This is a genomic window from Stenotrophomonas sp. MMGLT7, assembly GCF_021168555.1.
GTDB lineage: Bacteria > Pseudomonadota > Gammaproteobacteria > Xanthomonadales > Xanthomonadaceae > MMGLT7.
This window is the reverse complement of record NZ_JAJOZS010000018.1, coordinates 1-14,858: the sequence shown is the minus strand read 5'-3', so window position 1 is coordinate 14,858 and position 14,858 is coordinate 1. Positions and strand designations below refer to the sequence as shown.

Genomic DNA, 14,858 nt, shown 5'->3' with positions numbered 1-14,858 from the left:
CGGCAGGCGGACTCGCTACTTGCCCGGGTCGGCCACCGGCGACGGCGGCGTGGCCGGCACCTCGGCCGGCACCGCCACCGTTTCCGGCCCGGCCAGCATGTGCGCGCGGCGCCAGCGGCCCCAGCGGTAGTAGGCCATCGACATCAGCATCGCGCACACCGCGCTGGTGGGGAAGCTCCACCACACCGCGTCGGCGCCCAGCGTCGGCTGCAGCATCTCGGCGAACGGGACGCGGATGCCCCACAGCGAGATCGCCAGGATCACCAGCGGCGGGATCACCGCGCCGGTGGAACGGACCACGCCGGAGATCACGAAGGTCACGCCGAAGAACAGGAACGACCACACCGCGATGTGGTTGAGGTGGCGGGCGATCTCCAGCGCCTCGCTGCCGGCGGGCAGGAACAGCGCCAGCGTCCAGCGGTCGAGCAGGATCAGCGGCGCGATCAGCGCGCCGGTCAGCAGGAAGTTGAACAGCACGCCGTAGCCGGCGGTGGCCGACACCCGGTCCCAGCGGTTGGCGCCCACGTTCTGCGCGGCCATCGACGAGCAGGCCGCGCCGATCGCCATCGCCGGCATCTGCACGTAGGTCCACAGCTGCAGGGCGGCGCCGTAGGCGGCGGCGGTGTGGGTGCCGTAGCCGTTGACCATGGTCATCATCGCCAGCATCGCCAGCGAGATCAGCACCATCTGCAGGCCCATCGGCACGCCCTTGACCACCAGCGCGCGCAGGATCTGCAGGTCGGGCCTGAACAGCGCCGCGTCGCGGCGACCCAGCCACAGCACGTGGCGCTTGTGGCGCAGGTAGAGCAGCAGCGCGGCCAGCGACAGCACCTGCGCGAACAGCGTGGCCCAGGCGGCGCCGGCGATGCCCAGCCGCGGCAGCGGGCCGAGGCCGAAGATCAGCAGCGGGTTGAAGCCGATGTCCAGCAGCACCGACAGCATCAGGAAGCGGAACGGGGTGCGCGAGTCGCCGGCACCGCGCAGCGCCGCCGACAGGAACGCGAACGCGTACAGCACCGGCATCGCCAGGAAGATCACCCGCAGGTAGGCCACGGCCAGCGGCAGCGACGCCGCCGGCGTGCCCATGGCCGCCAGCAGCCGGGGGGCCAGCAGCCAGCCGGCCAGGGCGACGACCACCGAGATGCCGATGAAGAAGCTGGCGCTGCTGCCCATCACCCGCCGCGCCCGGGCGATGTCGCCGGCGCCCATGGCCTGGCCGATCAGGATGCTCGAGGCCATGCCGATGCCGAATACCGAACCGAGCAGGAAGAACAGGATGTTGTTGGCGTTGGCCGTGGCGGTCAGCGCCGCCTCGCCCAGGTAGCGCCCGACCCAGACCGCATTGACCGAGCCGTTCAGCGACTGTGCGACGTTGCCGGCGAGAATCGGCAGCGAGAACAGCAGCAGGCTGCGTCCGATCGGTCCTTCGGTCAGGTTTCCTGTGCTGGACTGCATGCGCCGGTCACGTCGTCTGGGGACCGGCACACTACCATTGTGTTGGCGTAGTCCGGGTGTTTCCCGGCAGGGAGATCGCATGAATCCAGTGACCACGGCTTTGCGGGCGGCGGCGATGACGGCGATGTCGGGCGGCTGCGCCTCGACCGATTGGCGCGAGGACGCCGGCCGGCATCCGGCCGACCTGCCCGAGTGCCAGGTCGGCCGCGAACCGGGGCCGCCGCACCCGGCCGGGATGTCCGGGATGTACGATCGCCGCTGCGACCCGGAGATGACCGGGCGCGGCCGGCAGGCACCGATCAAGGCGGATTTCGACAAATGACGGATGGGTTGTTGCAGGCTGCGGTGAGGCTGGACGTGTGGCTGTGGGCCGCGCGTTTCTTCAGGACCCGCAGCCTGGCCAAGCAGGCGATAGAAACCGGCAAGGTCGAGGTGGCCGGGCAGCGGCCCAAGTCGTCGCGCGCGCTGCGCGTCGGCGAGTGGCTGCGGATCGGCCGCGGCGAGGAGACGTTCGAGGTGCGGGTACTGGCGCTGAGCGAGACCCGCGGCCCGGCAGCGGTGGCGCAGGCGCTGTACGAGGAGAGCGAGCAGTCGCGGCAGCAACGCATCCAGCTGCGCGAGCTGCGCGCGGCCGAACGCAACGGCTACCGGCCACCGGAGCACCGCCCGGACAAGCGCGCGCGGCGGCTGATCCGCGCGCTGGGTGACATCGACGCGATGTGACGGGCCGTGGAACTGCGTGAAAAACGGCGTGGAAAACTGCGTGAAAACTGTAGGAGCGACTTCAGTCGCGATCGGGCTTTACTAGGTTAGGTAAGGTCCCATCGCGACTGAAGTCGCTCCTACAAAAAAAGGGAGAAAGACAGGTGCCGGCCTGGCCTGGGGGATTCAGGCCAGGCCGGCACCTTACGTCCGCTCAGGCCAGGTCGAAGCGATCCAGGTTCATCACCTTGGTCCACGCGGCGACGAAGTCCTTGACGAACTTCTCCCTGCCGTCGGCTTCGGCGTAGACCTCGGCCAGGGCGCGCAGCACCGAGTTGGAGCCGAACACCAGGTCGTTGCGGGTGGCGGTGTACTTCGGCTCGCCGGTCCTGCGGTCCTTGCCCTGGAACACCTCGGCCGCATCGTCCACCGGCGCCCACACCGTGGACATGTCCAGCAGGTGGGTGAAGAAGTCGGTGCTCAGCACGCCGACCTGGTCGGTGAACACGCCGTGGCTGGAGCCGTCGTGGTTGGTGCCGAGCACGCGCAGGCCGCCGACCAGGACGGTCAGCTCCGGCGCGGTCAGGGTGAGCTGCTGCGCCTTGTCGATCAGCAGCGCCTCGGTCGGCGCATTCACGCCCGCCTTCTTCCAGTTGCGGAAGCCGTCGGCCAGGCCCTCCAGCCACTGGAAGGATTCGGCCTCGGTCTGCTCCTGCGTGGCATCGACGCGGCCCGGCGCGAACGGCACTTCCACCGCGACGCCGGCGGCCCTGGCTGCCTGCTCGACGCCGACCACGCCGGCCAGCACGATCACGTCGGCCAGCGAGGCCTTGCCCGAGGCCTGCTGGATCTGCTGCAGCCTGGGCAGCGCCTGCAGCGCGAGCCGGTTGGCTTCCCAGTCCTTCTGCGGGGCCAGGGCGATGCGCGCGCCGTTGGCGCCGCCGCGCTTGTCGCCGCCGCGGAAGGTCGAGGCCGAGGCCCAGGCGATCGACACCAGTTGCGACACCGTCAGGCCCGAGTCTGCGATCCTCGCCTTCAGGTCGGCGATGTCGGCGGCGCTCGGCGCATGGACCGGAGCCGGCAGCGGGTCCTGCCAGATCAGGTCTTCCTTCGGCACTTCCGGGCCGAGGTAGCGCGCCTTCGGGCCCATGTCGCGGTGGGTCAGCTTGAACCAGGCGCGGGCGAAGGCCTCGGCGAAGGCCTGCGGGTCGTTGAGGAAGCGCCGCGAGATCTTCTCGAACTCGGGGTCGAAGCGCAGGGTCAGGTCGGTGGTCAGCATCGTCGGCCTGCGCTTGATCGCCGGATCGAACGGGTCCGGGATGATCGCCTCGGCATCCTGGGCCTCCCACTGGATGGCGCCGGCGGGGCTGCGCGTCTGCACCCATTCGAACTTGAACAGGTTCTCGAAGAAGTGGTTGCTCCACTGCGTCGGCGTCTGCGTCCATACCACTTCGAGGCCGGAGGTGATCGCGTCCTTGCCGACGCCGCTGCCATGGCTGCTGCGCCAGCCCAGGCCCTGCTGCTCGAGCGCCGAGGCCTCGGGATCGACGTCGACCGCGTCCGCCGGCCCGGCGCCGTGGGTCTTGCCCAGGGTGTGGCCGCCGGCGATCAGGGCGACGATCTCCTCGTCGTCCATCGCCATGTTGCCGAAGGTGGCACGGATGAACGGGGCGGCGGAGAGCGGGTCGCCGCTGGCCTCCGGACCTTCCGGGTTCACGTAGATCAGGCCCAGTTCGGTCGCGCTGATCGGGCTGCCGGCCAGCGCCTCGGACTTGCGGTGGGCCAGCCAGCTCTTCTCGTCGCCCCAGTTGACGTCGAGGTCCGGCTCCCAGGTGTCCTCGCGCCCGGCGGCGAAGCCGAAGGTGCGGAAGCCCGACGCCTCAAGCGCGATGTTGCCGGCCAGGATGATCAGGTCGGCCCACGAGATCTTCTGTCCATACTTCTGCTTGACCGGCCACAGCAGGCGGCGGGCCTTGTCCAGGCTGACGTTGTCGGGCCACGAGTTCAGCGGGGCGAAGCGCTGCTGGCCGCGACCGCCGCCGCCGCGGCCGTCGACCATGCGATAGGTGCCGGCGCTGTGCCATGCCATGCGGATGAACAGGCCGCCGTAGCTGCCCCAGTCGGCCGGCCACCAGTCCTGGGAGTCGCTCAGCAGCGCCTTGAGGTCGGCCTTCAGCGCGGCATAGTCGAGCTTCTTGAACTCCTGGCGGTAGTCGAATCCGGGATCGAGCGGGTTGGAGCGCTCGGAATGCTGGTTCAGCAGGTCCACGCGCAGCTGTTTCGGCCACCAGTCCCGGTTGCCGGTGCCGCCACCGGCGACGGGATGCATCGGGGCGCTGTGGAACGGGCATTTCGCGGCCGAGGGCGAGGGCGTGTCGACCGGGGCCGGGGTATTGGTTTCGGTTGGCGTGCTCATGGCGGGCTTCTCCTCTAAAGACCCGAACGATATGCGCCGTTGATTAATAAAATCAATTCGAATGAATCTGCCTTATCGATAGACCAGATCTATCGATTGCCTCGAGAGGCAGAGGCTGCCCTCTGCCAAAGCGACCAGTTGGATGAATGAGTGGCCGCGATGGCCGGGGGACGCCTGCTCAGGACTTGCCGAACAGGCCGCCGCCGATCTTCAGCAGGTCGCCGACGCCTAGCTGCCCGTCGCCGTCCTGGTCGAGCACCGAGCCGAGCAGGCCGCCGACGCCCGACTGCGCGACATGCTGCTGTTCCTGGCTCAGGGTCTGGCCCAGTTGCGAGGCATCGGCCTGGCCGTTGCCGAGGAATCGCTTGGCCAGGAAGGCCAGCACGATCGGGGCCAGGATCTGCAGCAGTTGCGAGGCCTTGTCTCCGCCCAGCCCGGTGGCCTGGCCCAACTGGCTGGCCGCCTGCGGCGCCTTGGCACCGAACACGTGGCCGAGGATGCCGGCGCCATCGGTCTGGGCATTGCCGCTGCCACCGCCGAGCACCGAGCCGAGCAGGCCGCCCAGGTCGAAGCCGCCGCCGCCGGCATGGTCGCGCTGCAGTGCGCCCAGCAGCGCCTCGGCGCCCTGCGGCTGCTGTGCGTTGCGCCCGAGTGCGCCCATCAACAGCGGCAGCGCCGCGCCGACGGCGCCCTGCGCCTGCTGTGCATCGATGCCCAGGCTCTGCGCCACCTGCTGCAGTGCGGGGCCTTGCAGTTGCTGCAGGAGGGTCTCGGTAAGGCTGGTCGTGGTCATGTCATGTCCTTTGGGTGAAGGCGGTCGTACCGCCGTGGCCGCTTCAGGCTAGCAGCCCGGGCATTACCGTTGAGTCGTCTCCGCAGCGACAGGAAAGACGGATCGGATCGGCCCCCAGGACCAGCGAAACTAGGGATAGCCTTTCCCGAATCCCGAATCCCGAATCCCGAATCCCGGCCCTCAAAGCAACGACTTCAACCGGTACAGCGCCTCCAGCGCCTGCTTGGGCGTCAGCTCGTCCGGGTCGAGTGCGGCGAGGGCTTCCTGCGCGGCCGAGGCAGCCGGCGCGAACAGGCCGAACTGCTGAGGTGCGTCCAGCGCCCGCGGTGCCATCTGCGAGGCGTGGCTCTCGCCGCCGCGCTGCTCCAGCTCGGCCAGGCGCCGCCGCGCCTGGGCGACGGTGTCGCGCGGCAGGCCGGCCAGCGCCGCCACCTGCAGGCCGAAGCTGCGGTTGGCCGGGCCGTCCTTGACCGCATGCATGAACACCAGGTTCTCGCCATGCTCGACCGCGTCCAGGTGCACGTTGGCGATGCCGCTGGGGCCGCCTTCGACGGTCTCGTCGGCCAGTGCGGTGAGTTCGAAGTAGTGGGTGGCGAACAGCGTGTAGCAGCGGTTGACGTGGGCCAGGTGGCGCGCCACCGCGTCGGCCAGGGCCAGGCCGTCGTAGGTGGAGGTGCCGCGGCCGATCTCGTCCATCAGCACCAGCGACTGCGCGCTGGCATGGTGCAGGATGTAGCTGGTCTCGGCCATCTCGACCATGAAGGTGGACTGGCCCCTGGCCAGGTCGTCGCCGGCGCCGATGCGGGTGAGGATGCGGTCGATCTGGCCGATCACCGCGCGCGCGGCCGGCACGAAGCTGCCGATGTGCGCCAGCAGCACGATAAGTGCGTTCTGGCGCATGTAGGTGCTCTTGCCGCCCATGTTGGGGCCGGTGATCACCAGCATGCGGCGGTCCGGATGCAGGTCCAGGTCGTTGGGCTCGAAAGGCTGTTCGCGCACCGCCTCGACCACCGGGTGGCGGCCGCGCTCGATGCGCAGGCACGGCGCCGTCTCCAGTTCCGGGCGCGACCAGTCCAGCGCCTGCGCGCGTTCGGCGAAGGCGGCCAGCACGTCCAGCTCGCTCAGCGCCGCGGCCGCGCGCTTGAGCGGCTCCAGGCGCGCGCCGAGCGCATCGAGCAGGCCTTCGTACAGCAGCTTCTCGCGCGACAGCGCGCGTTCGCGCGCCGACAGCACCTTGTCCTCGAACGCCTTGAGTTCCTCGGTGATGTAGCGCTCGGCGTTGGTCAGGGTCTGCCGGCGGGTGTAGTGCACCGGCGCGCGGTCGGCCTGGCCCTTGCTGATCTCGATGAAGTAGCCGTGGACGCGGTTGTAGCCGACCTTGAGCGTGGCGATGCCGCTGGCCTCGCGCTCGCGTGCCTCCAGGTCGATCAGGAACTGGTCGGCGTTGGTGGACAGCTGCCGCAGCTCGTCCAGCTCGGCGTCGTAGTCGGCGGCGATCACGCCGCCGTCGGACAGCTTGAGCGGCGGCTGCTCGGCGATGGCCGACAGCAGCAGATGTGCGGTCTCGCCGTGGTCGCCCAGTTCGGCGGCCAATGCCTGCAGCCGCGGCGAGTCGAGCGGGGCGAGGAGGGCGGCGATGTCCGGCAGCAGCGCCAGGCCGTCGCGCAGGGTGGAGAAGTCGCGCGGGCGCGCCGAGCGCAGGGCGATGCGGGTGAGGATGCGCTCGACATCGCCGAGCGCGCGGAAGCGCTCGCGCAGGTCGGCGTCGGCGCCGTGGTCGATCAATGTGCCGACGGCGTGGTGGCGCTGCACCAGCACCTGGCGCAGCCGCAGCGGCCGGTGCAGCCAGCGCCGCAGCAGGCGCCCGCCCATCGGCGTGACGGTGCTGTCGAGCACGCCGAGCAGGGTGTTGCGGGTGTCGCCGTCCACGCGCGTGTCCAGTTCCAGGTGGCGGCGGGTGGCGGCATTCATCGCGATCGCCTCGCCGGCGGTCTCCAGCGCGATCGCGGTCAGGTGCGGCAGGCGCTGCTTCTGCGTCTCCTCGACATAGCCGAGCAGGGCGGCAGCGGCGGCGATGGCGCGCGGCGCATCCTCGATGCCGAAGCCGGACAAATCGTGCACGCCGAAGAACTGCAGCAGCTGGCGGCGGCCGCTGTCGGCATCGAACAGCCACGGCGCGCGGCGGCGGATGCCGTGGCGCTGGTGCAGGAACTCGGGCCAGCCGTCCTCGTCCGGCACCAGCAGTTCGGCCGGCTCCAGTCGCGCCAATTCCGCCTCCAGCGCGTCCTCGCCATCGACCTCGTTGACCAGGAAGCGGCCACCGGCCAGGTCGGCCCAGGCCAGGCCGTAGCCGTGGCGGGTGCGCGACAGCGCCATCAGCAGGGTGTCGCGGCGCTCGTCCAGCAGCGCCTCGTCGGTGACCGTGCCGGGCGTGACGATGCGCACCACCTTGCGCTCCACCAGCCCCTTGGCCAGCGCCGGGTCGCCGATCTGCTCGCAGATCGCCACCGACTCGCCCAGCGCCACCAGCCGCGCCAGGTAGCCCTCGTAGGCATGCACCGGCACCCCGGCCATCGGGATCGGCGCGCCGCCGGAGCTGCCGCGCTGGGTCAGGGTGATGTCGAGCAGCCGCGCGGCCTTGCGCGCATCGTCGTAGAACAGCTCGTAGAAGTCGCCCATGCGGAAGAACAGCAGCAGGTCCGGATGTTCGGACTTGGCTGCGAAGAACTGCTTCATGAGCGGGGTGTGCTCGGGCTGCCCCTTGCGGCTGTCCGCCTTGTCTCTTGATTCGCTCAACTGCGCACCGGATTCCAGGTTGTCGATCATGTCCGCCGAGCTGACGCGGGCGGACGTGCAAACGGTCTGGAATTGTAGTCGACGCGGTCGCGCGCGCCGCAGGCAGGTGGCGATCCCGATGGCATGGCGGCGCTCCGGCGCCACCGGTGCGGCGCGCTCAGTCGCGCGCCAGGTAGCGGCGGGGCGCGCTGGTCTTCATGCCCGGGCGGGCCATCACCACCTGGTCGCGGCCGTTGGCCTTGGCCTCGTACATGGCGGCGTCGGCCCGGCTCATCAGGCGTTCGTAGTCGGGATGGCCGTCGTACATGGCCACGCCGATGCTCGCGGTGATGGCCAGCACCTGCGCATCGGTCACCGGCACCTGGGTGGCGGCGATCTGCTTGCGCAGGGACTCGGCGATGGCCTGGGCGCGCTGTTCGGTGACCGCCACCAGCACGATCACGAACTCCTCGCCGCCCAACCGGAACACATAGTCGCTGCCGCGGGTGAACTGGTTGAGGGTGTTGGCCACGTGCTGCAGCGTGCGGTCGCCGGTCTCGTGGCCGTAGCGGTCGTTGATGCTCTTGAAGTGGTCCAGGTCGAGCAGCAGCACGGCGAAGCTGCCCGATGCCTTGCTCGCCAGTTCGATCTCCCGCCGCAGCACGGTGGGCAGGAAGCGCCGGTTGAGCAGGTTGGTCAGCGAATCCGACCCGGCGTCGAGTTCGCCGACGCGCTCGAACAGCATGTTCAGCAGGTTGCGGATCGCGCTCAGGCGCTCGCGGATCGCATGCAGGGTCGCCAGGCGGCCCTGGCCGGAGCCGCCGGCGCCCGGTTCGACCGCCAGCAGCGCATCGACCTCGCCGATCAGCGCGGTGATGCGCTGGGTCTCGGAGCTGTCGCCGAAGCTGGGGATGCCCTTGTGGGTGTACCACAGGCCGAATTCGGATGTGGACAGGCGCTGGGTGTCGATGTCCGAACCGGTCTGTCCGGCCAGGCTGTAGAGCAGGTTGTTCTCCCAGTCCAGCAGCAGCGCGCGCTGGCGTTCGCGCTCGGTGCTCACGTTCTGCACCAGCGAGAACAGGCGGTAGGCCGCGTCGGTGCGCGCCGAGCGGTCGTGTGCGGTGGTGTAGGCCAGGGTCATGCCTTCCAGCGCGATGTCCATGGCGATGCTGATGCAGGCCATGGCGGAGATGCAGGTCGGCTCGACGGCTCCGCTGCCGGCGATGCGGCGGAACAGCTGCAGCCGCAGCACGCGCACCCCGCGGGTGACCAGGTCCACAGGGATGCCGACGCGCGCGTGCACGCGGCCGATGTGGCGGTTGACGACGATCAGTTCCTGCACCGTGGCCGGCGTCGCGGTCATCAGCGCGCGCAGCCAGTGCTGCAGGGCGGGCTTGAGCTGCTCGCTGACCTGTTCGTTGGACAGGAAGCGGCTGGCGCGGGGATCGTCGAGCAGGACCGCGTAGAACTGGTCCGAAAGCGCCTGCAGCGGCTGCGAGGCGATGTCGGCCATCAACGCCAGGGCGTGTGGCGGCGTGGCCAGGATCTGCTCGCGCCAGGCCGGAGCCAGCTGCTGCGAGTCTTCGTCGGGAAGGGCGTTGGCCGGGGATGTCATAGCCGGGGGAGGGCGCGGGGAAAAATTAACCGCGTATTGTATTTCACCGGCGCGGCCGGTCGTGTCAATGCGATGGCGGTGCCTGCGGTGTAATAGTCTCCGTGCACGAACGTGCCTAAGGTGGCGCAAATCCCGGAGCGGCACATGAGCCACGATCACAACCACCTGCCCAGCGACATCCGCTACGAGAAGCCCCTGTGGTGGGCGCTCGGGCTGACCTCGGCCTTCCTGCTGGCGGAGATCGCCGGCGCCTTCATCACCAACAGCCTGGCGCTGCTGTCCGATGCCGCGCACATGGCCACCGACACGGTCGGGCTGATGATCGCGCTGCTGGCCGTGCGCATGAGCCGGCGCCCCCCCGATGCGCGCCGTTCCTATGGCTACGCGCGCCTGGAAGCGTTGGGGGCGATGGCCAACGGCGCGCTGCTGTTCGCGGTCGGGGCCTACATCCTGTGGGAGGCGGTGGAGCGCTTCCGCCAGCCGCAGCACGTGGCTTCCGGCGGCATGCTGGTCATCGCGGCGATCGGGCTGGCGGTGAACCTGGTCGCCATGCGCCTGCTCAAGGCCGGCAGCGGCGAGAGCCTCAACGTCAAGGGGGCCTACCTTGAGGTATGGAGCGACATGCTCGGTTCGGTGGCGGTGATCATCGGCGCACTGCTGATCCGCTGGACAGGCTGGCAATGGATCGACGCGGCGCTGGCGGTGCTGATCGGCCTGTGGGTGCTGCCGCGCACCTGGGTGCTGCTGCGCGAGGCGATCAACGTGCTGCTCGAAGGCGTGCCCAAGGGCATCGTGCTGGGCGAGGTGCGGCAGGCGCTGTGCGGCCATGCGGGGGTGGTGGACGTGCACGACCTGCACGTGTGGGCGCTGGCCTCCAGCACGCCGGCGCTGACCGCGCACGTGGTCATGGCCGACGGCGTCGACGCCGAACTGCTGCGCCGCGGGCTGGGGGAACTGCTGCACGAGCGCTTCGACATCGATCACGTGACGCTGCAGGTCGAGGCCAGCTACTGCGGTGGCGAGGTGTGCGGGGTAGAAGGCGATGGCCATGGCCACGACCCGTCCGGGCATGATTCGCACGATCACGATCACGGGCCTGATCGGCACGGGCATTACGGGCACACCCATTCCTGAGCGTCTGGCTGTCCACGGCAAGGCCAGCTCCGCAGCCGATCGCAGCGATGCATCCGACGCGCGGGCCGGTGTTCACGGGGCAGGCACGCGGCCGACGCGCGCGATGTTCGGGTTCACCAGGCGTCGGGGGCGTGGTTCCGAGCTACGGGCTGTAAGTTTCCTTCTCCTTGCGGGAGAAGGTGCCCCGAAGGGGCGGATGAGGGTACGGGCGAAGCCTGGTGCAGCCGGGCATTCCGAGGGCTTTGCCCCCTGACCCCAATCTCTGCGGCGCGCCCCGGCCCAGGCCGGCGGCGTGGGCGCTGCCAGGCCATCGGTCATCCCGGGTGCGCTTCGCTTGCCCGGGCTACGGGGCTCCAGGCGTTTCCCCGTCCGACGCCGGCAGGGGCCTACGAAAACGCCACCCGAAGGCGGCGTTTCCGGTCGCGGCATCGCTGCGTCACACCGCCGGTTCGCGCAGTGCCGGTGAATCCCAGCCCGGGCGCGGGGCGAAGCGTTCGCCATGGCGAGCCTGCAGCGCCTTGAGCCTGTCCAGCAGGGCGTCGGCGCCGGTGCTGCGGATGTACTGGATCGGACCGCCGCGGAACGGGGCGAAGCCCGTGCCGAAGATCACTCCGGCATCGAGCAGGTCGGCATCGGCGACCACGCCGTCGTGCAGGCAGGCGACCGCCTCGTTGAGCAGCGGCAGCACCAGGCGGTCCTCCAGGTCGTCCGGCGCCTTGTAGTCGGCGGGCACGTCCGGCTTGACCGGCTTGCCCTCCTGCCACGTGTACAGGCCCTTGCCATCCTTCTTGCCGCGCTTGTCCGGCTCCACCGTCGCCAGCGCCTGCGGGATCTGCAGGCCGAGGAACGGCGCCAGTTCCTTGCCCACGCCGGCGGCCACGTCCAGGCCGACGGTGTCGATCAGCTCGATCGGTCCCATCGGCATGCCGAACTTCACCGCGGCCTTGTCGATCACCGCGCCGGGGACGCCCTCGGCGTAGGCGTTGGCCGCCTCCAGCATGTACGGGAACAGCACGCGGTTGACCAGGAAGCCGGGCGTGCCGGCCACCGGCACCGGCAGCTTGTCCAGCGCCTTGCAGAACGCCGCCAGCCGCTTGCCGGTCTCCGGCGCCAGCTGGTCGTGCTGCACGATCTCCACCAGCGGCATCTGCGCCACCGGGTTGAAGTAGTGCAGGCCGGCGAACTGCGCCGGGCGCTGGATGTGCTCGCGCAGCTCGTCCAGCGGGATCGAGGAGGTGTTGCTGGTGAGCAGCGCGTCGGCCTTGAGCCTGGGCTCGATGGACTGGTACAGCTCGCGCTTGGCGTCCGGGTTCTCGATGATCGCCTCGATCACCAGGTCGGCCTCGGCGATGCCGGCGCCGTCCAGGTCGCCCTTGAGTCGTGCCGCCACCGCCGGGCGCTTGCTCTCGTCCTTGACGCGCTTGGCGAACAGTTCGCCGGCGCGCGCCAGCGCCGGATCGATGAAGCGCTGCTCGCGGTCCTGCAGCGTCACCTCGAAACCCTTGTAGGCCGACCAGGCGGCGATGTCGCCGCCCATCACTCCTGCACCGACCACGTGCACGTGGCGGATGCCGTGATCCTTGCCCCCAAGGCCCTTGAGCCGCTCGGTGAGGAAGAAGATGCGGATCAGGTTGCGCGCGGTCGGCGTGCCGGCCAGCTTGACCACCGCGCGGCGCTCGGCGTCCAGGCGTGCCTGGATGCCGCTGCCGCCGCTGCGCTTCCACACGTCGATCAGCGCGTACGGCGCCGGGTAGTGCTCGCGGCGTGCCTTGCGCGCGACCTGCTTGGCCATCTGCGGCGCCAGGATCTGCCGTGCGATCCAGGTATTGGTGGCCCATGCGGTCGCGCGCTGCTTGAACGGGCGCGTGGTGCCCGACAGCGCCAGCGCGACCGCGGCATCGACCAGCACCGCCGGCGCCACCACCTTGTCCACCAGTCCCAGCGCCCGCGCGGCCGATGCCGACACGGTGCGGCCGGTGAGCATCAGGTCCATCGCCGCCGGCGCACCGATCAGGCGCGGCAGGCGCGCGCTGCCACCCCAACCGGGGAAGATGCCGAGCTTGGTTTCCGGCAGGCCGATGCGGGTGGAGGCGTCGCCGCTGGCCACGCGGTAGCGGCAGGCCAGCGAGATCTCGGTGCCGCCACCCATGCAGAAGCCATGGATCGCGGCCACCGTCGGGCACGGCAGCTCGGCCAGCTTCTGGAACACGGCCTGTCCGCGGCGGATCGCATCGTTGACCGTGCCCTTGCGGTCGTACTCCTGGAATTCCTTCAGGTCGGCGCCGGCGATGAAGCCCGACGGCTTGGCCGAGCGGATCACCACGCCCTTGGGCGGATCGATGGCGATGCGTTCCAGCAGGTCGCCCAGCTCGATCAGCACGTCCTGCGAGAACGCGTTGACCGAGATGCCCTGGCGGTCCAGGCTGAGCACGACGACGCCGTCGTCGCGGATCTCGGGAAGCCAGTGGCTGAATCGAAGCCCATCGAAGCCTGCAAGCATGGGGTGGACCATCCGGTTGTGTATGGACAAGGTCGTTATCATCCAGAGGTTGTTTCCATCCCGTCAAATCCCAATGTTCCGGGCGAGGGACATGATCCGTGACCGCTGGCATGCGCGAGCCTAACGGGGACGCGGTTAACGTTGTGGGGTGGCGGTGCAGGCAAGGCCGCTGAACTTTTTGCCGGAATGGCGGTCACAGTGCCCGACGCGGTTGGGCTGACAGGAGTGCGGCCCGTTATGGCCGATGTCGATACACCTCAGGAGCTGGACCTGGAACTGGTCCGGCGTGTGCAGCGCGGCGAGAGCGCGGCGTTCGATGTCCTGGTGCGCAAGTACCAGCATCGGATCGTGGCGTTGATCGGGCGCTACATCGCCGACTGGAGCGAATGTCAGGACGTGGCCCAGGACACCTTCCTCCGCGCCTACCGCGCGATCGGGAGCTTCCGCGGCGACGCCCAGTTCTATACATGGCTGCACAGGATCGCCGTGAACACCGCCAAGAACCATCTGGTCGCCCACAACCGCCGCCCGCCCACCGACGACATCGACGTGGCCGACGCCGAGCAGTTCGATTCCGGCACCCGCCTGCGCGATACCGACACACCGGAACGTGAACTGATGCGCCAGCAGCTGGAACAAACGGTGATGAAGGCGGTCAATGCATTGCCGGAGGAGCTGCGAGCGGCCATCACCCTGCGCGAGGTGGAGGGCATGAGCTACGAGGACATCGCGCACAGGATGGGGTGCCCCATCGGGACGGTGCGTTCGCGCATCTTCCGTGCACGCGAGGCGATCGATGCCGAGCTGCGGCCCCTGCTGGATACCGAGAGCGCTACCCGTGAAAAGCAACGCGTATGAATAACGAAAAGCCTTTGCCCGGCGTCGCCGGCGACAAGTTCGAGGTCCATTACCGCCAGCAGCTGTCGGCGTTGATCGATGGCGAGCTGTCCACCGACGAGGCGCGCTTCATGCTGCGCCGGCTGCAGCACGATGCCGAACTGTCCGGCTGCCACGAGCGCTGGCTGCTGTGCGGCGACGTGCTGCGCGGCCAGTCCTGCGCGCCGGCACCGCTGGATTTCGCCGGCCGCGTCGCCGCGGCGGTGGCGCACGAACCGCCGCCGGAACGCACCGGCTCGCCTTCGCGTTCTCCCGCGCACGCGCCGCGGCGCTGGCTGCGCTGGGGCGGCGGCACCGCGCTGGCGGCCTCGGTCGCCGCGCTGGCGATGTTCATGAGCCGCGAGCAGCTGCCGGACAATCTTCCGCCTCCCGCCGACGAGTCCGCCGCGGTGGTCGCCACCACGCCTGCACCGGCCCCGACGCCCGCGCCGGTGCCTGTGCAGGCGCCGGCGATGCCGGCCGATCCCGACGGCACCCTCGGCCAGGTGGTCGCGGCCGCGCCGGCGGCGGCGCTGGCGGCCGCGCGCCGCCAGGAAGCCTCGGCACGCCGCACGGTCGCCGCCACGCGCAC

11 protein-coding genes are annotated in these 14,858 nt (G+C 69.9%); 5 read left to right on the top strand and 6 right to left on the bottom strand.

What is annotated here, in order from left to right:
* Positions 1-15: 15 nt before the first annotated feature.
* Entirely contained in the window at positions 16-1,455 is a 1,440-nt protein-coding gene (locus LRX76_RS16980; RefSeq protein ID WP_231806815.1) for an MATE family efflux transporter, read from the bottom strand.
* Positions 1,456-1,534: 79 nt separating this feature from the next.
* Between LRX76_RS16980 and LRX76_RS16975 the strand changes: the two genes are divergently transcribed.
* Together LRX76_RS16975 and LRX76_RS16970 are read left to right on the top strand one after the other, a co-directional pair.
* On the top strand, positions 1,535-1,777 hold the full coding sequence (locus LRX76_RS16975; protein ID WP_231806814.1) for a hypothetical protein: 243 nt from the start codon (positions 1,535-1,537) through the stop codon (positions 1,775-1,777).
* Positions 1,774-2,178, top strand: coding sequence for an RNA-binding S4 domain-containing protein (locus LRX76_RS16970; RefSeq protein ID WP_231806813.1), 405 nt, complete (start codon positions 1,774-1,776; stop codon positions 2,176-2,178). The genes LRX76_RS16975 and LRX76_RS16970 overlap by 4 nt, the downstream gene beginning before the upstream one ends.
* Positions 2,179-2,371: 193 nt before the next feature.
* On the opposite strand, the gene katG is transcribed toward LRX76_RS16970, so the two are convergent.
* From katG to LRX76_RS16950, 4 genes are all read right to left on the bottom strand, one after another.
* A complete protein-coding gene (katG, locus tag LRX76_RS16965) occupies positions 2,372-4,573 on the bottom strand; it encodes a catalase/peroxidase HPI (protein ID WP_231806812.1) in 2,202 nt (733 codons plus the stop codon).
* Positions 4,574-4,751: 178 nt separating this feature from the next.
* A complete protein-coding gene (locus tag LRX76_RS16960; RefSeq protein ID WP_231806811.1) occupies positions 4,752-5,366 on the bottom strand; it encodes a DUF937 domain-containing protein in 615 nt (204 codons plus the stop codon).
* Positions 5,367-5,546: 180 nt separating this feature from the next.
* Positions 5,547-8,102, bottom strand: coding sequence for a DNA mismatch repair protein MutS (gene mutS, locus LRX76_RS16955; RefSeq protein ID WP_231806865.1), 2,556 nt, complete (start codon positions 8,100-8,102; stop codon positions 5,547-5,549).
* A gap of 217 nt (positions 8,103-8,319) precedes the next feature.
* On the bottom strand, positions 8,320-9,756 hold the full coding sequence (locus LRX76_RS16950) for a GGDEF domain-containing protein (RefSeq protein WP_231806810.1): 1,437 nt from the start codon (positions 9,754-9,756) through the stop codon (positions 8,320-8,322).
* A 144-nt stretch (positions 9,757-9,900) separates the two neighbouring features.
* Between LRX76_RS16950 and LRX76_RS16945 the strand changes: the two genes are divergently transcribed.
* Positions 9,901-10,890, top strand: coding sequence for a cation diffusion facilitator family transporter (locus LRX76_RS16945; RefSeq protein WP_231806809.1), 990 nt, complete (start codon positions 9,901-9,903; stop codon positions 10,888-10,890).
* 436 nt (positions 10,891-11,326) lie between these two features.
* Here the strand turns inward: LRX76_RS16945 and LRX76_RS16940 are convergent, their stop codons facing one another.
* Positions 11,327-13,390: a 3-hydroxyacyl-CoA dehydrogenase NAD-binding domain-containing protein gene (locus LRX76_RS16940; RefSeq protein WP_231806808.1), complete on the bottom strand. Its 2,064-nt coding sequence runs from the start codon at positions 13,388-13,390 to the stop codon at positions 11,327-11,329.
* A 237-nt stretch (positions 13,391-13,627) separates the two neighbouring features.
* Here LRX76_RS16940 and rpoE point away from each other — a divergent pair, with 237 nt between their 5' ends.
* Both rpoE and LRX76_RS16930 read left to right on the top strand, forming a co-directional pair.
* A complete protein-coding gene (gene rpoE / locus LRX76_RS16935) occupies positions 13,628-14,248 on the top strand; it encodes an RNA polymerase sigma factor RpoE (protein WP_231806864.1) in 621 nt (206 codons plus the stop codon).
* Positions 14,245-14,858 (top strand): RseA family anti-sigma factor (locus tag LRX76_RS16930; RefSeq protein ID WP_269450941.1); only part of this gene is annotated, 614 nt, incomplete at its 3' end. The genes rpoE and LRX76_RS16930, both read left to right, overlap by 4 nt.